This is a genomic window from Deinococcus grandis, assembly GCF_001485435.1.
GTDB classification, from domain to species: Bacteria; Deinococcota; Deinococci; order Deinococcales; family Deinococcaceae; genus Deinococcus; species Deinococcus grandis.
The window spans coordinates 70,553-90,640 of record NZ_BCMS01000001.1 but is presented as its reverse complement, the minus strand read 5'-3'; the positions used below and the strand labels follow the sequence as shown (position 1 = coordinate 90,640).

Annotated in this window: 21 protein-coding genes; 13 read left to right on the top strand and 8 right to left on the bottom strand. The window is 69.7% G+C overall.

All coding sequences use genetic code 11. The features are described from left to right. The first annotated feature begins 58 nt into the window (after window positions 1-58). The 5 genes from mnmG (at window position 59) to parB (ending at window position 4,661) form a co-directional block, all read left to right on the top strand. Window positions 59-1,870 (top strand): tRNA uridine-5-carboxymethylaminomethyl(34) synthesis enzyme MnmG, encoded by a 1,812-nt coding sequence (gene mnmG / locus DEIGR_RS00480; RefSeq protein WP_058974338.1) that lies wholly within the window; start codon window positions 59-61, stop codon window positions 1,868-1,870. Between the two features lie 105 nt (window positions 1,871-1,975). Further along, the gene (locus tag DEIGR_RS00475; RefSeq protein WP_046843728.1) at window positions 1,976-2,320 is read left to right on the top strand and encodes a hypothetical protein; all 345 of its coding nucleotides are present in this window, start codon (window positions 1,976-1,978) and stop codon (window positions 2,318-2,320) included. Next, window positions 2,317-3,054, top strand: coding sequence for a 16S rRNA (guanine(527)-N(7))-methyltransferase RsmG (rsmG, locus tag DEIGR_RS00470; RefSeq protein WP_058974336.1), 738 nt, complete (start codon window positions 2,317-2,319; stop codon window positions 3,052-3,054). The genes DEIGR_RS00475 and rsmG overlap by 4 nt, the downstream gene beginning before the upstream one ends. Continuing rightward, complete coding sequence (locus DEIGR_RS00465; protein ID WP_269083784.1) at window positions 3,014-3,838, top strand: ParA family protein; 825 nt, start codon at window positions 3,014-3,016, stop codon at window positions 3,836-3,838. The genes rsmG and DEIGR_RS00465 overlap by 41 nt, the downstream gene beginning before the upstream one ends. Beyond that, on the top strand, window positions 3,822-4,661 hold the full coding sequence (gene parB, locus DEIGR_RS00460; protein WP_058974334.1) for a ParB/RepB/Spo0J family partition protein ParB: 840 nt from the start codon (window positions 3,822-3,824) through the stop codon (window positions 4,659-4,661). The genes DEIGR_RS00465 and parB overlap by 17 nt, the downstream gene beginning before the upstream one ends. A gap of 68 nt (window positions 4,662-4,729) precedes the next feature. On the opposite strand, the gene DEIGR_RS00455 is transcribed toward parB, so the two are convergent. The 7 genes from DEIGR_RS00455 to DEIGR_RS00425 all read right to left on the bottom strand — a co-directional run bounded on the left by DEIGR_RS00455 (window position 4,730) and on the right by DEIGR_RS00425 (window position 10,390). Further along, window positions 4,730-6,127, bottom strand: coding sequence for a VanW family protein (locus tag DEIGR_RS00455; protein WP_058974332.1), 1,398 nt, complete (start codon window positions 6,125-6,127; stop codon window positions 4,730-4,732). Between the two features lie 98 nt (window positions 6,128-6,225). After that, entirely contained in the window at window positions 6,226-7,224 is a 999-nt protein-coding gene (locus DEIGR_RS00450) for a YpdA family putative bacillithiol disulfide reductase (RefSeq protein ID WP_058974330.1), read from the bottom strand. A gap of 59 nt (window positions 7,225-7,283) precedes the next feature. After that, window positions 7,284-7,814 carry a dihydrofolate reductase gene (locus tag DEIGR_RS00445; protein WP_058974327.1) on the bottom strand — a complete coding sequence of 177 codons (531 nt, stop codon included), beginning with the start codon at window positions 7,812-7,814 and terminating at the stop codon, window positions 7,284-7,286. Continuing rightward, window positions 7,798-8,232, bottom strand: a complete 435-nt coding sequence (locus DEIGR_RS00440) for a deaminase (RefSeq protein WP_058974325.1) — start codon at window positions 8,230-8,232, stop codon at window positions 7,798-7,800. Before DEIGR_RS00440 ends, DEIGR_RS00445 begins: the two co-directional genes overlap by 17 nt. Continuing rightward, window positions 8,229-9,047 carry an NUMOD3 domain-containing DNA-binding protein gene (locus DEIGR_RS00435; protein ID WP_160329899.1) on the bottom strand — a complete coding sequence of 273 codons (819 nt, stop codon included), beginning with the start codon at window positions 9,045-9,047 and terminating at the stop codon, window positions 8,229-8,231. The genes DEIGR_RS00440 and DEIGR_RS00435 overlap by 4 nt, the downstream gene beginning before the upstream one ends. Window positions 9,048-9,066: 19 nt before the next feature. Then, the gene (locus DEIGR_RS00430; RefSeq protein ID WP_058974321.1) at window positions 9,067-9,861 is read right to left on the bottom strand and encodes a thymidylate synthase; all 795 of its coding nucleotides are present in this window, start codon (window positions 9,859-9,861) and stop codon (window positions 9,067-9,069) included. A 61-nt stretch (window positions 9,862-9,922) separates the two neighbouring features. Beyond that, on the bottom strand, window positions 9,923-10,390 hold the full coding sequence (locus DEIGR_RS00425; protein ID WP_058974319.1) for a hypothetical protein: 468 nt from the start codon (window positions 10,388-10,390) through the stop codon (window positions 9,923-9,925). A gap of 213 nt (window positions 10,391-10,603) precedes the next feature. Between DEIGR_RS00425 and DEIGR_RS00420 the strand changes: the two genes are divergently transcribed. From DEIGR_RS00420 to dprA, 6 genes are all read left to right on the top strand, one after another. Further along, a complete protein-coding gene (locus tag DEIGR_RS00420) occupies window positions 10,604-11,701 on the top strand; it encodes a GGDEF domain-containing protein (protein WP_058974317.1) in 1,098 nt (365 codons plus the stop codon). A gap of 29 nt (window positions 11,702-11,730) precedes the next feature. Further along, entirely contained in the window at window positions 11,731-13,125 is a 1,395-nt protein-coding gene (fumC, locus tag DEIGR_RS00415; RefSeq protein WP_058974315.1) for a class II fumarate hydratase, read from the top strand. A 260-nt stretch (window positions 13,126-13,385) separates the two neighbouring features. After that, window positions 13,386-13,796: a hypothetical protein gene (locus tag DEIGR_RS00410; protein ID WP_058974313.1), complete on the top strand. Its 411-nt coding sequence runs from the start codon at window positions 13,386-13,388 to the stop codon at window positions 13,794-13,796. A gap of 129 nt (window positions 13,797-13,925) precedes the next feature. After that, window positions 13,926-14,585 (top strand): response regulator transcription factor, encoded by a 660-nt coding sequence (locus DEIGR_RS00405; protein WP_046843739.1) that lies wholly within the window; start codon window positions 13,926-13,928, stop codon window positions 14,583-14,585. Beyond that, window positions 14,585-16,027 carry a sensor histidine kinase gene (locus DEIGR_RS00400; RefSeq protein ID WP_058974312.1) on the top strand — a complete coding sequence of 481 codons (1,443 nt, stop codon included), beginning with the start codon at window positions 14,585-14,587 and terminating at the stop codon, window positions 16,025-16,027. The genes DEIGR_RS00405 and DEIGR_RS00400 overlap by 1 nt, the downstream gene beginning before the upstream one ends. A 37-nt stretch (window positions 16,028-16,064) precedes the next feature. Then, window positions 16,065-17,162: a DNA-processing protein DprA gene (gene dprA / locus DEIGR_RS00395; RefSeq protein WP_236704611.1), complete on the top strand. Its 1,098-nt coding sequence runs from the start codon at window positions 16,065-16,067 to the stop codon at window positions 17,160-17,162. A 6-nt stretch (window positions 17,163-17,168) separates the two neighbouring features. On the opposite strand, the gene DEIGR_RS00390 is transcribed toward dprA, so the two are convergent. Next, window positions 17,169-17,456 carry a hypothetical protein gene (locus DEIGR_RS00390; RefSeq protein WP_058974311.1) on the bottom strand — a complete coding sequence of 96 codons (288 nt, stop codon included), beginning with the start codon at window positions 17,454-17,456 and terminating at the stop codon, window positions 17,169-17,171. Window positions 17,457-17,474: 18 nt separating this feature from the next. On the opposite strand from DEIGR_RS00390, the gene DEIGR_RS00385 reads away from it, so the two are divergent. Continuing rightward, on the top strand, window positions 17,475-18,434 hold the full coding sequence (locus DEIGR_RS00385; RefSeq protein ID WP_058974309.1) for an NAD-dependent epimerase/dehydratase family protein: 960 nt from the start codon (window positions 17,475-17,477) through the stop codon (window positions 18,432-18,434). A gap of 124 nt (window positions 18,435-18,558) precedes the next feature. Continuing rightward, entirely contained in the window at window positions 18,559-19,932 is a 1,374-nt protein-coding gene (dnaA, locus tag DEIGR_RS00380) for a chromosomal replication initiator protein DnaA (protein WP_058978451.1), read from the top strand. The last annotated feature ends 156 nt before the right edge of the window (window positions 19,933-20,088 follow it).

Below are 20,088 nucleotides of genomic sequence, written 5' to 3'. Positions count from 1 at the left end.
CACCACACCGCACGGGATCACCGTTTCCCATTCTCGGGGCGGGTACACTGGTGGGCTGATGAGCGGCTGGAATGTCTTGGTCATAGGTGGTGGGCACGCGGGACTGGAAGCGGCGTGGGCCGCCGCGAAGTTCTCCCGCGTGGCCCTGCTGATCGGCAACCCCGCTACCGTGGGCCGCATGCCCTGCAACCCGGCGGTGGGCGGCCCCGGCAAGAGCCAGCTGGTGTTCGAGCTGCAGGCCCTGGGCGGCCTGATGGGCCGACTGGCCGACGAGACCGCGATCCACACCCGCACGCTGAACGCCAGCAAGGGCCCGGCCGTGCAGTCCCTGCGCGTGCAGAACGAACGCGACGCGTACGCCGAGCGCGCCCAGGACGTGATCTTCGGGCATCCGAACATCGACATCCTGCGTGGCGAGGCCGCCGATCTGGAAAGTGACGGGAGGGGCGGCTGGCTGGTCGTCACGACCGACGGGCGACGGCTGGCGGCCCGCAGCGTCGTGGTGGCGGCGGGGACGTTCATGCGCGGCGTGACGTGGTACGGGCGGCAGTCCCGCGCCGAGGGCCGCCAGGGCGAGCCGCCCGCGCGCTTCCTGTCCGCGCCGCTGGCGCGCGCCGGGCACGTCCTGAAGCGCTACAAGACCGGCACGCCGCCGCGCGTGCGGGCCGACGCGGTGAACTTCGCCGAACTGCTGGAGATCCCGGCCGATCCGGACCCGCGTGGGTTCACCGGCACGCCCGGCCCGCGCGCCGCCGAGTCCCCCACGTGGCAGACGCACACGACGTCTGAGACGCACCGTCTGATCAACGAGAACCTGCACGAATCCCCGATGTACTCCGGGGATATCGAGGGCCTGGGGCCGCGCTACTGCCCCAGCATCGAGGACAAGGTCGTGCGGTTCGCGCATCACGACCGGCACCTGCTGTTCGTGGAGCCGGACGGCGTGCAGACCAGCGAGGTGTACCTGCAGGGCTTCAGCTCGTCGCTGCCGCCGCACCTGCAGGACGCGCTGGTACGGTCGCTGCCGGGCTTCGAGCAGGCGGTCATCCAGCGCTACGCGTACGCCGTGGAGTACGACGTGGTGGACTCGCTGGAACTGTCCCTGAACCTCGAATCGAAACTGATGCCGGGCGTGTTCACCGCCGGGCAGATCAACGGCACGAGCGGCTACGAGGAGGCGGCCGCTCAGGGCCTGATCGCCGGGACGGCCGCGGCCCGCCGCGCGCTGGGTGAGCAGGAGGCCCTCATCGGGCGCGAGACCGGGTACATCGGCGTGCTGCTGGACGAGCTGGTGTTCAAGGGCAGCAACGAGCCGTACCGCATGATGACCAGCCGCGTGGAGCACCGCCTGCTGGTGCGTCAGGACAACGCCGACGAGCGCATGACCCCCATCGGGCACGCGCTGGGGCTGGTGGACGATGCGGAACTGGCGCGGGTGCAGGCGAAGTACGCGCGGGTGCAGGGCGGGATCGCGGCGCTGGAGGCGCAGCGGGCGCAGGGGCAGACCGGGGACGCGTGGCTGCGCCGCCCGGAGTTCAGCCTGCCGGACGTGGAGGCGCTGGGCGTGACCCTGCCCGGGCTGTCGCCCGCCGAGCGCGAGGCGGTGGAGATCCGCGTGAAGTACGCCGGGTACATCCGCCGGGCCGAGGTGCAGCTGCGCGCCGAGGACCGCTCGCGCGGCCTGAGCCTGGAGGGTGTGGATTTCGGCGGGATCGCGGCGCTGTCGAACGAGGCGCGCGAGAAACTGGGCCGCGCCCAGCCCCGGACCGTGGAGCAGGCCAGCCGGATTTCCGGCGTGCGACACGCGGATATCAGCGCGCTGCTGGTGCACCTGAAGCAGCGGGGTGGGGACGTTTCACGGGAAACCTGACGGTGAAACAAGACGGATCGCAGGGAAGATCACCCTCCGATCGTTTCGTCGCTTGACCGCACCTGCGTTTCACGGGAAACTTGACGGTGAAACAACGGAGGCTTGATGACTGGAGCAGTGAACACCACCAACACCCCCTTCGAGGACGGCCTGCTGCTGGGCATTCTGATCGGCGAGGGGCACTTCGGCGGGGACGGCAAGCAGCCGCAGATCACGCTGCGAATGCACACCCGCCACCAGAAACTCTTCGAGACGCTGCTGCGCCTGTGCCCCGGCTCGAAGCTGTACGGACCGTACAACCACGGCGGCAGGCGCTATTTTCAGTGGATGGCGCGCGGCGAGGTGCTGCGCGAGACGCTGCTGCCCCTGCTGGACCGGCTGCCGCTGGAGGACATCGATGAACACGTCTACGAGAGGTATCAGGATATGAAAGTCAGGTACGGCCTGTGACGCCAGAAGGACAAGCGCTCCTCGATCAGGGTGCGGCGGAACTCGGGCTGAACGTCGAGGAGCAACTGCCGCGGTTCGAGCAGTTGCTGGCCCTGCTCGTCGAGGCGAACAGCCGCGTGAACCTCACGGCGCTGAAGACGGAATCGGACATCGTCCTGAAGCATTTCGTGGATTCCCTGAGCTGCCTGCGCGGTGGGCACCTGGACGGCTCGGGCCTGCGCGTGCTGGACATCGGGACCGGGGCGGGCTTCCCGACGCTGCCGCTGGCGATCGTGCGCCCGGAGGTGGCCTTCACGCCGCTCGACTCGATCCGCAAGAAGATCGACTTCGTGCGCTCGGCCGCCGAGGCGCTGAACCTCACGGGCGTCACGCCGCTGGTGGGCCGCGCCGAGACGCTGGGGCGCGACCCGGACCACCGCGAGACGTACGACCGGGTGGTGTGCCGCGCGGTGGCGGCCCTGCCGATCCTGGCGGAACTGGGCCTGCCGCTGCTGAAACCCGGCGGACTGCTCGTGGCGCAGAAGGGGCCGATCAGCGAGGAGGAACTGCACGCCGGTCGCCGCGCGGCGGGCGAGGTCGGGGGCCGCGTGACCGAGGTGGATGCCTTCACCCTGCCGGTGCTGGGCGACGCGCGCACCCTGGTCGTGATCGAGAAGGTCGGACCCACCCCGAAGAAGTACCCCAGACGCGAGGGTGTTCCCAACCAGCAGCCGCTATTCTGGACGGCACGGTGAACGGCATGCGACACGAACACACGCGGGGACCGCGATGAAGGTCCTGGGCGTCGTCAATCAGAAGGGCGGGGTGGGCAAGACCACCACCGCCGTCAACCTCGGCGCGTACCTCGCGGCGGGCGGCAAGCGCGTGCTGCTGCTGGACATGGACCCGCAGGCGAACGCCACGAGCGGGCTTGGGCAGCGCGGCGCCACGCAGGGCCTATACGAGGCGCTGGGCGAACCGGCCCGCGCGGCCGAGTACACCGTGGAGACGGTGCAGGCGAACCTCTTCCTGCTGCCCGCCACGCCGGACCTTGCGGGGGCGGGCGTGGAGCTCGCGGAGGACCCGGACGCCCTGACGCGTCTGCTGGCGTCCATCAGCGGGTACGACGTGGTGCTGATCGACGCGCCGCCCAGCCTGGGGCCGCTGACCGTGAACGTACTGGCCGCCGCCGACGCGCTGCTGATTCCCCTGCAGGCCGAGTACTACGCCCTGGAGGGTCTGGCGGGCCTGATGGAGACCGTCGAGCGCGTGCAGGGCGGCCTGAACCCCCGCCTGAAGGTGCTGGGCGTCGTGCTGACGATGTTCGACGGGCGCACGAACCTCTCGCAGGACGTCGAGAGCATGGTCCGGCAGCATTTCGGGGAGCTGGTGTTCTGGTCGGTCGTGCCGCGCAACGTGCGCCTGTCCGAGGCGCCCAGTTTCGCCAAGCCCATCAACGCGTTCGCGCCCCTCTCGGCGGGCGCGGCGGCGTACAAGCGCCTGAGCGAGGAGGTGATGCAGCGTGTCGAAAAAATCTAGCCTGGGCCGCGGCCTGGACGCCCTGCTCGGCAAACCCGCCGAGAGTGCGCCGGGCGCGCAGGTGCAGTCCCTGAAGGTCGAGAAGATCGTGCAGGCCGCGTATCAGCCGCGTCAGGTGTTCACGCCGGAGTCCCTGGCGGAACTCGCGCAGAGCATCCGCGACAAGGGCGTCCTGCAACCGCTGCTGGTCCGCCCGCGGGACGACCACTTCGAGATCGTCGCCGGGGAACGCCGCTGGCGCGCCAGTCAGCTCGCCGGACTGACCGAACTGCCGGTGATCATCCGGGACCTCGGGGACCGCGAGGCGCTGGAGATCGCGATCGTGGAGAACCTGCAGCGCGAGGACCTGGGCGCGCTGGAAGAGGCCCGCGCGTACCAGGCGCTCATGGAGCAGGGCCTGAATCAGGAGGGCGTGGCGCAGGCGGTCGGGAAGAGCCGCAGCGCCGTGTCGAACGCCCTGCGCCTGCTGACGCTGCCCGCCCCGGCACTGCGGGCGCTGGACGACGGGCAGATCAGCGCCGGGCACGCCCGCGCGATCCTCGCGCAGCCCGACACGGACCGCGCCTGGGCGCTGGAGCAGATCACGGCCCGCAGCCTCAGCGTCCGTGAGGCCGAGGCCCTGAAACGCGAGAAGCGCGAGCCCACGCCGATCAAGGTGAACCCGCCGCGCGCGTTCCGGCAGGTGGAACTCGACCTGAGCCGCCGCACCGGCACCCGCGTACGCATCACGGGCGAGGACAAGGGCCGCGTGGAACTGAACTACGCGTCCCGTGAGGAACTCGACCGGATTCTGGAGATCCTGGGCTACGCCGCCGAGGAATAACGGAGCAGGCGACCACAACAGGCGAGAGGCGGCCCCAGTCACCGGGGCCGCCTCTGTGTGTCACGCGGTCAGCGGGTGCCGACGAGGTAGATGTTCGGCCAGGGCCGGTAGGTGCTCTTCAGGGTGTCCTGCTTGAACGCCTTCCCGTCGCGCATGAATTTGCGGGTGACCTCGATCACCGCGCCGGGTGCCGCCCAGTCCACCTGCTTGCGCTGCCCCCTGGCCAGCGTGGCGTCGGGAATCAACCGGTCGGCGGGGGAGGGCGTGCTGCTCAGGGTGCGGGGCGCACCGATCTCGACGGTGAAGTCGCGAGCCTTGCCGAACACGTTCACGGTCAGGGTGGAGGACTCGTCGTCCCAGTCGCTCTGGAACCACAGGGAGCCGCCGGTGTCGTTGGCGAACTTCAGGTCCAGGCTGGGCTGGTAGATGGTCGCGTCGAGGCCCTGCGGGTCGTAGTAGTGCACCTGATACGAGTGGTTCTGGCGTTGCAGGATGGGCAGACCCGCCGCGTACAGCGCGCGGAACACGGTCGTGCTGACCTGACAGATGCCGCCGCCCACGCCGTTCGCGGTGCGTTCCCCCGCGATGACCAGCCCGGTCACGAAGCCCGTCCCGGTGGTGATGGGGCCGACCATCTGGTTGAACGACACGGTCTTCCCGTCCAGCAGGCGGTCCTGGAAGCGGCGGGTGCCCACGTGGATGTTCGTGACGCGGGCGGCGCTGCTGCCGTAGTAGTTCGTCTGCCCGGTGCCCAGGTGCGCGGTGATGCCGCGGGACGCGAAGTACTCCAGGGTGCGTTTCGGCGCGACCTGCCCCGTCACGGGGATGGTCACTTTGATTCCCTTGGGATCCTTGATGGCGGCCAGCAGGTTCGCGCGGGCCTTCGCGACGTCCACCTTCAGCCCATTGCGCTGCACGACCGCCCAGCCGTCCCACAGCTGCTCGAAGCGGGCGTCCTGCGCGGTGGTAGGCAGGGCCTTCAGAAAGGCAGTGAGTTCCTGATCGAGGCTCTCGGTGATGACGCCGCGCGCCCGGATGACCTCCACGCGCTTGCCGGGAATGGTCAGGGTGCGGCTGAAGGGCACGGTCGTCTTCTTGCCGTTCACCAGCGCGGGCCACTGGGCCTCCACGGTGATCAGCAACGGGGCCGTGATCTTCGCCGGAGCCGGGGTGACCTGGGGCGTGGGGGGTGGCGGCACGGGCTGAGGAGCCGGGGTCGGGACCGGGCTGGGTTCAGGCGCCGGGGCGGGCGTGGGTTCCGGGGTCGGCTGAGGTGCTGGGGTGGGCTGGGGCTCCGGAGTTGGCGTGGGCTGCGGGGCGGGCGGCGTGGGCGGAATCGCGGGGATGGTCTGCGCCGGTGGGGGAGGGGAGGGGTCCGTGCCCGTCTGGGCCAGGGCAGCGGTCACGATGGAGCCACTGAGCAGCAGGGCACCCAGGGTCAGGGCGCGCCGAGAGGCGGGGGTCATGCCGCGAGTATTCCACGCGCCCCGGCCCGCTCCATGAAAAGAACATCCATGAAACGGGCCGCCCGGCGGTCTGCACCGGGCGGCCCCAACGCCTTCCTTTACGCGGGCTGCAAGCCCCGCTCGGCCAGCTGCCGCGCGATCTCCGCGACGGCGTGATCGGCGTGGAAGCGGCCGTTCTCGATGAACACCTGATTCGTGCGCCCGGCGAAGCCTGCGCTGCCCACCACGAACAGGCCCGGGACGCTGCTCTGGTAGTGCTCGTCCAGCACCAGGCACTCGTCCGGCTGCGTGGCCAGACTCAGGCCGTCCAGGAAGGAGAGGTCGGGACGGTACCCGGTCAGCGCGAACGTGAAGTCGGTCGGCAGCTCCCAGGTGGTGCCGTCCTCGCGCTGCACGACGACGTGCTCGGGGTGGATCTCGACCACGCGGGAACTGAAGTGCGCGGCGATGCTGCCTTCCTTGATGCGGTTTTCCAGATCGGGGCGCACCCAGTACTTGATGGTGCTCTTCAGTTCGGGCGCGCGGACGACCATGGTGACGTTAACGCCGCTGCGCCACAGGTCCAGCGCGGCGTCGGCGGCGCTGTTCCCGGCGCCGATCACGGTGACGTTCAGGCCCATGAACGGGTGCGCCTCGGTGTAGTAGTGGCTGACGTTCTCGCCGTCCTCACCGGCGATGCCCAGCGCCAGGGGGTTGTCGTAGTACCCGGTGGCGACCACCACGCGCCGCGCCTCCACCACGCCGGGCGTGCCGTCACGCTTCTCGACCTCCAGCGTGAAGCCCGCCGGGGCGGCGTGCACGCGCGTCACCTCGGTGTACTGCTCGACGTTCAGGGCTTCGCGCTGCGCGACCAGTCGGTAGTACATCAGCGCGTCACGGCGGTCCGGCTTGTCGTGCCCGGTCACCATGGGGTGATTCCCGATCTCCAGTTCCGGCGCGGTCGTGAAGAACGACATGTACGTGGGGTACTCGAAGATCGCGTTCACGACGCAGCCCTTTTCCAGCACCACGTAACTCAGGCCTGCACGCTTGCAGGCGATGGCGGCGGCGAGACCCACCGGGCCCGCTCCGACGATGGCGACATCCACCAGACTCATGAGCGGCATTCTGCCAGCCCCGCCCCGCCCGAGTCTGCGGGCAAGGCACGGTGAGCCGATCAGGGGCGGCGGGTCAGCGTGCGGAACGTCAGGTCGAACACGTTCGCGTTGTCCGCCGCCCGCGTCGTCTCCTGCGTGACGACCCACCCGTCCCCCAGGTCCGGCATGACCGTATCCCCGTCCAGCTGCGCGTGAATCAGCGTGAGTTCCACCCGCTTCAACTGCGGGAGGTACAGGGCGTACACCTCGGCCCCGCCGATGATCGCCACCTCCGGCACGTCCCCGGCCAGCGCCAGGGCGTCGAGCGGCGAGTGCGCTACCTGCGCGCCCGGCGCGCTGAACGCCGCATTGCGGGTCAGGACGATGTTCGCCCGGCCCGGCAACGGCCGCCCCCCCAGCGAATCCCACACCTTGCGACCCATGACGTTCGGCTTCCCGCGACTGTGCGACCGGAAGTGCGCCAGATCCGCCGGGAGGTGCCACGGCATCCCCCCATCCCGCCCGATCACGCCGTTCTCGGTCACCGCGACGATGCCGACCAGTTCCGGGCCTACCCGCTCAGCCTCGCCCAGTTCAGGGGGCCGGGACATGCCGCACCTCGATCCCCGCGTCCCGCAGGATCCGCTCCCCGCTCGGCAGACCCGACTCCACCCGGTTCGTCTCCCGGTACGCCGTCTCGAAGATCACGCGCCCCACCCGCCGCGAATTCACGATCAGGCGCGCGCACGCCGCGCACGGCTCATGCGTCACGTACAGCGTGTGCCCCTCCCCGTTCCAGTTCGCGGCCAGCAGCGCGTTCACCTCCGCATGAATGAACCCACTGTGCCCCTGCGACAGACTCTCGCGTTCGTTCGGCTCGCCCGCCGCGCGCCCGTTGTACCCCACCCCCACCACCCGGTGATGACGGTCCAGAATGCACGCCCCCACCCGCACCTTGCTGTCCGCACTCCGCGACGCCCACAGCCGCGCCGTCGCCAGCCCCAGCTCATCGAAGGACGGACGGGTCACAGGGTCTCCCGGTGATCCTGCTGCGGCAGGGCGTAAGCGTACGCGTACTTCGGCGATTTGATCCGGTAGATCACCAGAGCAGGCGTGACCCCGAGGTGCCGGGCCGCCGCGGTGACCGAGGGGAACCGCCGGGCCTCCACCTGAACGGGACGGGAATTCGTCGGTGTTCGTCCTCTGTTGGCCATCGCCAGTTTCTCCTTCGTTGCTGCACTGTGGGTGCGGCCGTGGAATGGATTGCGTTCGCCCGTTCGGGCCGAGGCGAGTTCCGACAGTCGAGCCCGAGTCTCGGGGGACCGTTTCAGACCGTAATTCGGACTGTCCCTGCCCCTCTTCACCGTCAGGCGCGACGTCTCGGACATTTTCCGCCGACTCTCCTCACTGTGGGTTCGGCCATACATGCCGTTCTTCTCACCGGGGCAGCCATAGAGACGAATCCGCTCCTGCGCACTCAGGCTCCGCATGAAGCGCGCCGAGGAGGCCCTGCGGCGGGTCAGGATCGCCTCCCGATCCGGATGGTGCCGTAACAGGTCCCCACCGCTGGACATCCGGCTGACGTTGTACCTCAGTGGATCGTCCTGCGCCAGTCGCCCCGTCTCGATGTCAACCGCTTCACTGAGACTGCATACCGTCACGATGTGGAACGAGAACGCCTGCGCGCCGTACTTGTTCCACGCCCGCTGAAGAAAGACGCAGTGGTGCCGCCCGCACCGCAGATCAGAGCGGTGCTGGCGAAAACGACTCCGGAAGCACTCGGTGCGCCCCACGTAATACCGGCCGCTCTCACGGTGGCGAATTTCGTAGATTCCTCCGCTCACGTCGCCCTCCCCACTCACGTCAGACGGAAACGGCCATCTTGATATGAGGATGCGCCTTGTACCCTTCAAGTCGGAAATCTTCGTATTTGAAATCGAAAATGTCCTTGACCTCTGGATTCAGGTGCATCACGGGGAGGGGGTGCGGCTCGCGCGTCAGCTGTTCTTTCACCTGATCAAGGTGATTCAGGTAGATGTGAGCGTCCCCGGACGTATGAATGAACTCACCGGGTTCAAGGCCCGTGACCTGCGCGACCATCAAGGTCAGCAGGGCGTACGAGGCAATATTGAACGGCAGACCCAGGCCGCAATCGACCGATCTCTGATAAAGCTGGCAGCTGAGCCGTCCGTCGGCGACGTAGAACTGGAACATGGTGTGGCAGGGCGGCAGGGCCATGTCATCAATCTGGGCGACGTTCCAGGCGTTCACGATCAGGCGGCGGCTGTCCGGGGTGCGTTTGATCTGCTCGATGACCTGCGCGATCTGGTCGATATGGCCCCCGTCCAGGGTGGGCCAGCTGCGCCACTGCACGCCGTACACGGGGCCGAGTTCGCCGTCCGGGGCGGCCCATTCGTCCCAGATGCTCACGCCGCGTTCCTGAAGCCAGCGGACGTTGCTCTCGCCGCGCAGGAACCACAGGAGTTCGTAGATGACGCTTTTCAGGTGGACTTTCTTGGTGGTGACCAGGGGGAAGCCGCCCCGGAGGTCGAAGCGCATCTGCGCGCCGAATACCGAGCGGGTGCCGGTGCCGGTCCGGTCGGTCTTGTCGGTGCCGTGCTCCAGCACGTGGCGCATCAGGTCGAGGTACTGCTTCATCAACAGCAGTGTAGAACGGCACTCCAGTAGCGAACCGGAGTGCCGCTGCCAGCTGTCTGGTTTACTTTTTCTGGAGGACGTCGACGGCGTAGGAGCAGGGATCGTTGTCGCAGGCGGCCATGGCGACCTCAATAGTGTAGTCGGCGGTTTTGGTGACTTTCACGGTGACGGCGGGGACGTCGTCGTCTTCCTCGTCGGTGGCGACGAGGTTGCCTTTGGCGTCGTAGACGTTGATGTCGAGGTCGCTGCAGTCGTCGTCGCACACGCCGTAGATGAGGTATTCGCGTCCGGCGGTGAGGGTGTAGACGAGTTCGCTGTCGGTGTCGCCTTCGTCGAGGGCGTTGACGTCGAGCATGTCGGCGTTGACGGTCCTGTAGCCCTTGCCGAGGTAGTAGGTGGTGCTCTGTTTCAGCTGGGCCTGGATGGCTTTCCTGGCGGCGGCGATGGCGGCGCTGTCGCTCTGGGCGTGGGCGGTGGGGGTGACGGGCAGGGTGAGGAGCAGGGTGGCGAGGATGAGGCGTGGGTTCATGGGGTCTCCTTGGGTGCGGCTGGGCGGTGTTCCGGCCCGTGGCTGTCCGGCCTGTGTCCGGCTGGCCCGTGGCTGTCCGGCCTGGGCCCGGCTGGGTGTGTGGCCGGGCGGGTCCAGTCAGGGTAGCTGGCCTGCCGGTCAGCTGTTGCCTCAGGTGAGCGGCGCCCCGGACTGGGGGTGCGCCGGGGTGGGGGCGGCGCGGTAGGCTGGTTCATGTCGCCGTCCTCGCGCCGCGCTGGCGGGCCGTCCACGTGGCGGGCCCCGGAGGATCTGCGGCGGACGCTGTACCTCCTGGCGATCGCGCTGGGAATGGTAGTGGTGCTGTTCCTGAATCTCCTGGCGTACCGCGCGGGGGGCGTGAACCTGTACGTGCAGGTGGTGCTGCCGGTCACGATGATTCCGGCGCTGGTCAGCCTGGGGTGGCTGCTGCGGGGCGGGCCGCTGGACGTGCCGGAGCGGCTGATGTTCTTCACGGTGAACGTGCAGGTGTTCGCGCAGGCGCTGCTGGAGGAGGTGCAGCGGACGGAACCGGCGGGCGGCACGGACCTGCTGTACTGGTCGGTGGTGGTGAACGTCATGCTGGGGTACCTGATCTTCCCGAACCGGGTGGCGGCCGGGTACAGCGCGGCGCTGTTCGTGTTCAGTGCTGGGGTGCCGTGGGTGGGGGTGGCGTTGCGGGACGGGGCGGTGTCGCCGGATCTGCCGCGGCTGCAGCTGACGGTGGGGATCGTGCTGCTGTTCGTGCATGCGCTGTCGTGGTACCGGGGGCAGTTCGAGTCGCAGCGCAGCGAGGTGCGGGTCATGGAGCAGCTGGCGCACACGGATCTGCTCACGAACCTGCCGAACCGGCGGGGCATGTACCCGGCGGTGGAGGCGCTGATCGGGTCGGGCGGCGCGGCGATGCTGCTGGACCTGGATTACTTCAAGCGGGTGAACGACGAGTTCGGGCATCAGGTGGGGGACGAGGTGCTGGCGTGGGCGGCGCGGGTGCTGGAGGCGCAGTTGCCGCCGGGGGGCCGGGTGGGGCGCTGGGGCGGCGAGGAGTTCCTGATGACCCTGCCGGGTCTGGACGGGCCGGGCGCGGCGGCGCGGGCGGAGGCGGTGTGCGCCGCGTTCCGCACGCAGTCGGTGGCGGGGGTGGGGGTGGTGACGATCAGCGCGGGGCTGACGCTGGCGCGCCCCGGGGATACGCTGCCGACGCTGGTGGCCCGCGCGGACGAGTACCTGTACGCTGCGAAGCACGCGGGCCGGGACGGGTGGCGGGGGCGGGTGGAGCGGACAGCGGCGCTCCCGGCGTTCCCGGACGTGTGACACCCGGCGGCGTTTAGACTTGCCGCTGTATGACGACCTACCGCAAAGAGTCGGACACGATGGGCACCCTGGACGTGGATGCCAGCCGTTACTGGGGCGCGCAGACCGAGCGCAGCATCCATAACTTCCCGATCGGGCGCGACACGTTCGTGTGGGGCCGCCCCGTGATCCGCGCGCTGGGGATCCTGAAGAAGGGCGCGGCGCAGGCGAACGCGGACCTGGGTGAACTGCCGCGTGACGTGGCGGACCTGATCGTGCAGGCGGCGGACGAGGTGATCGCCGGGACGCTCGACGAGCACTTCCCGCTGGTGGTGTTCCAGACCGGGTCGGGCACGCAGAGCAACATGAACGCGAACGAGGTCATCAGCAACCGCGCCATCGAGATCGCGGGCGGCGAGCTGGGCAGCAAGAAGCCGGTGCACCCGAACGATCACGTGAACCGTGGCCAGAGCAGCAACGACACCTTCCCGACGGCGATGCACATCGCGGTGGTGCTGGAACTGAACGAGCGTCTGTACGGCAGCGTCGGCAAGCTGCGCGACACCCTGCACGCCAAGGCGCAGGAGCACGCGGGGCTGGTGAAGGTGGGGCGCACGCACCTGCAGGACGCCACGCCGATCACGCTGGGTCAGGAGATCGGCGGCTGGGTCGCGCAGCTGGATTACGCGCTTGAGCAGGTGCGGCACGCGGGTGAGGGCCTGCTGGAGCTGGCGATCGGTGGCACGGCGGTGGGCACCGGCCTGAACGCGCACCCGCAGTTCGGTGATCTGGCCGCGAAGAAGTACGCCGAGGAGACCGGCTTCGCGTTCCGCAGCGCGGAGAACAAGTTCGCGGCCCTGAGTGCGCACGACGCCCTGGTGCAGACCAGCGCGGCCCTGCGGACCCTGGCGGGCGCGCTGATGAAGATGGCGAACGACGTGCGCTGGCTCGCCAGCGGGCCCCGCAATGGCATCGGCGAGATCGTCATTCCCGAGAACGAGCCCGGCAGCTCCATCATGCCCGGCAAGGTGAACCCCACCCAGTCCGAGGCGATGACGATGGTCGCCACGCGCGTGTTCGGCAACGATGCCACCGTGGCCTTCGCGGGCAGTCAGGGCAACTTCCAGCTCAACGTGTTCAAGCCCGTGATGGTGCATGCCGTGCTGGAGAGCATCCGTCTGATCAGCGACGCCTGCCTCGCGTTCAACGACAACTGCGCGGTCGGCATCGAGCCCGCCTACGAGAAGATCGAGCACAACCTCAGCATCAACCTGATGCAGGTCACGGCACTGAACAAGCACATCGGCTACGACAAGGCCGCCGCGATCGCCAAGAAGGCCCACAAGGAGGGCAGCAGCCTCAAGGAGGCCGCGCTCGCCCTGGGCTACGTCACCGAGGACGAGTTCGCGCAGTGGGTCGTGCCGCTCGACATGACGCACAGCTGAACCCCGCACCGGTATGCAGAGGGGAGCGCCCAGCCGGGCCGCTCCTCTTTGCTGTGCCGGGGGGTTGCGTGCCGGGGTGCGCCGCCAGGCAGCCGTCAGGAAGACGCAAGAGCGTGCCCCCTACGCTGGGCGTGACCTGGGTGAGCCTTCAGGCCGGCGTCAGGTGCCGTTGTTACGCTGGGCAATCACGGGTTCCGTGTACCCTGAATGTCCGCCCTGCCCCCCACCCCCGACCCTGACCCCGGAGTTCCCCTGATCCCATGCGCCGCTTCCTGACTGCCCTGCTGACCCTCCTGACCCTGTCCACCCCTGCGGCGGCCCTGCAACTGATCGTGTGGGACCGCGACCTGTCCACCAAACTGGGGGACGGCGAGAGCAGCGGCGGCAAGGTCACGGTGCGGCTGGCCGGGGACTACAGCGGCCCGGTGGTGGTCCTGTTCGCCCAGAGTGACGAGGAACGCGCCCGTAACGCCTTCCCCGGCCTGAAGAGCCGCTACGCGGGCAGTCTCGTGAACGGGCAGCTGAACATCCTGGCCGAGGACCGCGGCGCGGCGCAGTCCATCACGAAGTTCCTCGGCGCGTACAGGGTCACGGCGACCGTGCAGGTCGCCTCGGCGGCCCTGAGCCTGCCGGGCCTGCGCAGGGCGACCCCCCCGGGGCAGAACCGCTGACCGGCCCCTGACGGAAGCTGTACGTGGGCCTCAGATATCGCGCAGATTTTATCAAGGTGCCCACGCGGGCGCGGCGGTAGGATCACGTCAACCGCGGCCACTCCCAGTGGTCGCCCTTCAAGGAGAAGCATGCTGGCTCAGATCCTCGTTGTCGAAGACGATCCCCACCTCGGTCCCCTGCTCAAGGAGTACCTGTCCGCCGATTATCAGGTGCATCACGCCGCGACCCTGCGCGACGCGCAGGCGTGGCTGGGCACCCACACCGCGCAGCTCATCCTGCTCGACCTGAACCTCCCGGACGGGGACGGCCTGGATCTGGTGCAGGCGCTGCGGCAGTACTCCTCGACGCCCGTGCTCGTCCTCTCGGCGCGCAGCGGCGTGCAGGAGCGCGTGGCAGGCCTGAACGCCGGGGCGGACGACTACCTGACCAAACCGTTCGCGATGCCGGAACTCGACGCGCGCATCTCGGCGCTGCTGCGCCGCACGGCCGCCGGGACGGGCGTGAACCTGGGCAACACCAGCCTGTCCACCAGCAGCCTGCTGCTGACCGTGAACGACAAGAACATCAACCTCACCGAGCACGAGGCCCGTATCCTGGAACTCATGATGCGCACGCCCGAGCGGGTGTTCTCGCGCGCGGATATCGAGTCGCACCTGTACGGCTGGGAAACCCCGAACAGCAACAGCGTCGAGGTCCGGATCTCGCAGCTGCGCAAGAAGCTGGAGCAGGCCGGCAGTGACCTGCGCATCCGCACGATCCGCAACGTCGGGTACGTGCTGCAGGCCTGATGACCCAGGGGGCGCGGCCCGTCACGACCCCGGCCGGGGCGCGGCGGGCCGCGCTGCTCACGCCCGGCGCTGGCCTGTACTCGGCGCGGGTGGCGTGGCGGCACAGCCTGCGCTTCCGGCTGGCGCTGACGTACAGCGCCCTGAGCGCCGCGCTGCTGATGCTGATCACGCTGGGCGTCGTGTCGCTGCTGCTGTCGCGCATGGAGCAGCAGTTCGTGGACCGCCTGAACGACCGCGCCGACACGCTGGCCGAGGCCTTCACGAACCTGGGCGGCGGCTTCGGGAAATCCGCGACGGGTCCCAGTGCGTACACGCTCGTGGTGGACCCGGACGGCCAGATCATCGCGGCCAGTCCGGCCCTGCGGGAATTCCAGAACTCCCCGTACCCGTTCGGGACACTGTCGCGTGTGCCGGTGCAGGGCACCACGGTACGCGCCGTGAAACGCAAGGCGGGGGATTTCGGCACGCTGTGGGTGGGCCTGCCCGAGGACGACCTGATCGCCGCGCGCCAGAGTGCCCTGAGTGCGCTGCTGCTGGCGCTGGTGACCGCGCCGCTGATCCTGCTGCTGACCGGCTGGTGGGTGGGCCGCCGCGCCCTGGCGGGCCTGGAGAACGCCGCGAATCTGGCGGACCGGCTGGACCCGGCGGTGAGCCTCGCGCCGCTGCCCCTCCCGGCCCGCGAGGACGAGGTGCAGCGGCTGCTCGTGGCGATCAACAGCCTGCTGGGCCGCATCGAGGCGCAGCAGGCGCGCGAGAAGCAGCTGCTGGGCCAGATCGTGCATGAGCTGGGCGCGCCGCTGACCGTCCTGAAGGCCAGCCTGAGCCGCGCCGAGGCCCGCCTGGGCGACCCGGAGGTGGCCCGCGCGGCGCTGGTCGCGGACGAACTGACCTTCACCACGCAGGACCTGATGCAGCTCGCGCGTGGGCAGCTGGAACTGAAGCTGGCATGGCATTACATCCCGGCCCTCACGCTGCGGGACCGGCTGGACCGCCTTGTGCCGGGCACGACCTTCACCGGCGACTGGGCCACCGGGATCCTGTGCGACCCGGACCGGCTGACGCAGGCGCTGCGCAACCTCCTGGCGAACGGGCGGCGGCACGCGGGCGCCGACGGCACGGTCACGCTGGACCTGCGCGAGACACCGGAGCAGCTGTGCTTCCGCGTGCGGGACTCCGGGCCGGGCCTGCCGCCGGAACTGGGCGAGCAGATCTTCGAGCCGTTCGTGAGCGGTGCGGGCAGCAGTGGCCTGGGCCTGAGCGTGGCGCGGCAGATCGCGCGGATGCACGGCGGGGACCTGAGCGGCACGAACCACCCGGACGGTGGGGCGCTGTTCACCCTGACGCTGCCCGGCGCGGCCCTGGGGGACGATGGCGACGACCTGGACGACGCGGACGTGCTGGACGAGCCGCCGCTCACCCCGGTCGGGGGCATGGGCACCTGAGCTGCGCGCGCCCCCACGCGGCTCCTATGCTGACCGGGTGACCAGTCCGCTGTTCGACCCGCCGGCCCCCGTCCCGCCCGACGAGCGGCGCGCCCTGCTGGCCCTGCGCTTCTGTGCGCAGCTCGGCCCGCGCCGCATCGAGGCCCTCCGGGCGCACTTCGGTTCGGCGGCCAGCGCGTGGCAGGCGCCGCTGCGGGAGCTGCGCGAGGTGCCGGGCCTGGACGCCCGCGGCGCGCAGGCCGTCGGGACTCCGGCAGCCCTGACCCGCGCCGATCAGGAACTCGCCCGGGTGGCGCAGGAGGACGTGACGCTGCTGCTGCGCGGCCTGCCCGGCTACCCGGCGGCGCTGGACGCGCTGGGCGACCCGCCGCCCGCCCTGTGGGTGCGTGGCCCGCTGCCGGACCTGCCGACCGTGCCGCGCGCCATCGGGATCGTGGGCACCCGCGCGGCCAGCCCGCACGCGCAGGCGTTCACGCGGATGCTCGCGGCCGACCTCGCCCGCGCCGGGGTGATCGTCGTGAGCGGACTGGCGCGCGGCATCGACACCGCCGCGCACGGGGCGGCGGTCGAGGCGGGCGGGGTCAGCATAGGGGTGCTGGGCAGCGCCGTGAACCGCGTGTACCCCAGCGAGAACGCCCGGCTGGCCGCGCGGCTCACGCTGGTCAGCGAGTACCCGCTGGACACCGGCCCCGCGCAGCATCACTTCCCGACCCGCAACCGCCTGATCGCCGCGCTGAGCGCCGGAACGGTCGTCGTGGAGGGCGAACGCAAGTCCGGGTCGCTGATCACCGCCACGCACGCCCTGGAATGCGGCCGGACGGTGTTCGCCGTGCCGGGCCGCGCCGGGGACCCGCGCGCCGCCGGACCGCACGCCCTGCTCCGCGACGGGGCCGTGCTCACCGAGGGGGCCGCCGACCTCCTGACCGAACTGGGCTGGGGCAGCGTCCCGGACGCCCCACTGCCGGACCTGCCGCCCGAGCAGGCGCGGGTGCTGGCCGCCCTGACCGGGCCGGTCACGCTGGACGACCTCGTGACCGCCACGGGCCTGCCACTCCCGGACGTGCAGACGGCGCTGGTGATGCTGAACCTGCTGGGCCTCGCCGAGGAGGTCGGGGGGCGCTGGGTGCGCCGCTGAGGGCTGCTAGGCGTGTTGCGGGCCGAAGTCCTTTTCCACCGTGACGCGCGGTTCGCCGCTGATCGTCACGCCCTCCTGCGCGGGGTCGCTCAGCTGCGCCAGCAGTGGGGCGAGGCCCACCGCGAGCGTCCCCCCGTCGCCCGCCACATCGTGCCCGTGGGGGTCGAGGGTCAGGGTCCAGCCGCCGCCGGGCCAGCCCACCCGGGCGTGCAGCGGCTCGCCGCGGTGCAGGGCGGCCAGTTCCAGGTCGTCGATGCGGACGCGGACGCGTCCCGGCGTGAACCTCACCTTCATGGGTGACAGGATAGGCGCATGGACATCCTGGTTCTGGGCGGCACGCAGTTCGTGGGTCGGCACATCGTCCTGGCGTTCCTGGCCTCGGGGCACCGCGTGAGCATCCTGACGCGCGGCCGCACGCCCGACGAGCTGCCAGAAACGGTCGAGCGCCTGCGCGGCGACCGGGGCGAGGCGGGGGGCCTGGACGCCCTCGCGGGCCGGTCCTGGGACGCCTGCGTGGACGTCAGTGGGTACCTGCCGCAGGCGGTGCAGGCCAGCGTGGACGCCCTGCGGGAGCGGGTGGGGGGGTACGTGCTGATCAGCACGGTCAGCGTGTACGCCGAGCCGGACCGGCACCCGGTGCGCGAGGACGACCCGCTGCTGCCGCCCGCCCCGGCCGGGACGACCGACGTGACGGGCGAGACGTACGGCCCGCTGAAGGTCGCGTGCGAGCACGTGGTGCAGACGGCGTTCGGGGCGCGGGCGACCATCCTGCGGCCGCAGATCGTGGCGGGGCCCTTCGATCACACGGCGCGCTACCCGTACTGGGTCGACCGGGCGAGCGGGGGAGGGGAGACCCTGCTGCCCGGTGACGGGCAGGATCACGTGCAGGTGATCGACGCGCGGGACCTGGCGCGCTTCACGGTGCGGGTCGTGGAAGGCGGGGTGGGTGGCATCTTCAACGTGGCGGGGCCGCGCCTGAGCTGGGGGCAGTTCGCGCGGCTGCTGGGCGTCCGGGCGCCGGTGTGGGTGGACGCGGCGGCGCTGCGGGACCTGGGCCTGGGCTTCCGGGAGCTGCCGCTGTTCATCCCGGAGACCGGGGAGCAGGCGGGCCTGATGAACGTCAGTGCGGAGCGGGCGGTGCTGGCCGGGCTGACCCTGACCCCGCCGGAGGTCACGGCGCGCGACACGCGGGCCTGGAGTGAGCATGCCGGGCTGAGCTACGCCCTGACCCCGCAGCGCGAGGCTGAAGTGCTGGCCGCCGCGCGCCGCTGAGCCCTGAGAGAGAAGGGGCTTCTCTCTCGTCACCTCTCTGCCGCGCCGAAGAGAGGCCGGGAGAGAGGGGCGGGCGGTGGTATGCTGGCTCCCGCTCAAGAGTGCCTTAAGGGAGGTGCGCCTTATCTCGCAGGAAATCTGGTCGGACGTGCTGGGGTACGTCCGCAAGAACATTACAGAGGTCGAGTACCACACCTGGTTCGCGCCGGTGAAGAACCTGGGCGTGCAGGACGGCTCGCTGGTGCTGGGCGTGCGCAACTCCTTCGCGCAGGAGTGGTTCCGCAAGAACTACCTGAAACTGCTCGAGGACGCGCTGCGCAGCCTGGGCGCGCAGGACCCGCAGGTGAGTTTCCAGGTGCTGCCCGCCGCGCAGGACGCGCTGCTGCTGCCCAGCGATCCGCCCCCGCCGCCCAGCGTGCCCGCGCCGCGCGCCCCGGCGCCCACCTTCACGGAGAACCGCAAGGTGCTGAACCCGAAGTACACCTTCGAGAACTTCGTGGTGGGTCCGAACAACAACCTCGCGCACGCGGCGGCGCTGGCGGTCGCGGAGTCGCCCGGCAAGGCGTACAACCCGCTGTTCATCTACGGGGACGTGGGCCTGGGGAAAACCCACCTGATGCACGCGGTCGGGCACTACATGCTCGAGCGGTTTCCCGGGAAGCGGGTGGAGTACGTGTCGACCGAGTCGTTCACGAACGACCTGATCAACGCGATCCGCGACGACAAGATGACGCAGTTCCGCAACCGCTACCGCTCCGTGGATCTGCTGCTGGTGGACGATATCCAGTTCCTGGCGGGCAAGGAGCGCACGCAGGAGGAGTTCTTCCACACCTTCAACGCGCTGTACGAGAACCACAAGCAGATCATCCTGAGTTCCGACCGACCGCCGAAGGACATCCAGACGCTGGAGGGCCGCCTGCGCAGCCGCTTCGAGTGGGGCCTGATCACGGACATCCAGTCGCCGGAGTACGAGACGCGCGTGGCGATCCTGAAGATGAACGCGGAGCACAACCGCATCGACATCCCGCAGGAGGTGCTGGAACTCATCGCGCGGCAGGTGACGAGCAACATCCGCGAGCTCGAGGGCGCGCTGATGCGGGTGGTGGCGTTCTCCAGTCTGAACAACGTGCCCTTCAGCCGGGCGGTGGCGGCCAAGGCGCTGAGCAACGTGTTCGCGCCGCAGGAAGTGAAGGTGGAGATGATGGACGTGCTGCGGCAGGTGGCCGCGCAGTTCAACATGCCGCCCGACGTGATCCGCGGTTCCGGGCGCGTGCGTGAGGTGGTGCAGGCGCGGCAGGTGGCGCAGTACCTGATCCGCGAGCTGACCGATCATTCCCTGCCGGAGATCGGGCAGTTCTTCGGGCGGGATCACTCGACGGTCATGCACGCGATCAGCAAGGTCTCGGAGCAGATGGGCAAGGACAGTGAACTGACGGCGGCGGTGGATCTGTTGCGCCGCCGGATGAAGGGTCAGGACGACGAGGATTCCGATGCGTAATTTCCCTCTTCCGTTCTTACCCGTTCAGAATAAGTTCCATTTTCCGTTCCAAACACCTGTGCGGCATTTCACGAGCTGTGGAAAACCCTGTGGAAAAGCTGTGGATAACCGGGGGTTTCCCTGTGGAAAAGTCTGTGGATAACCCGGCCCCCTGAG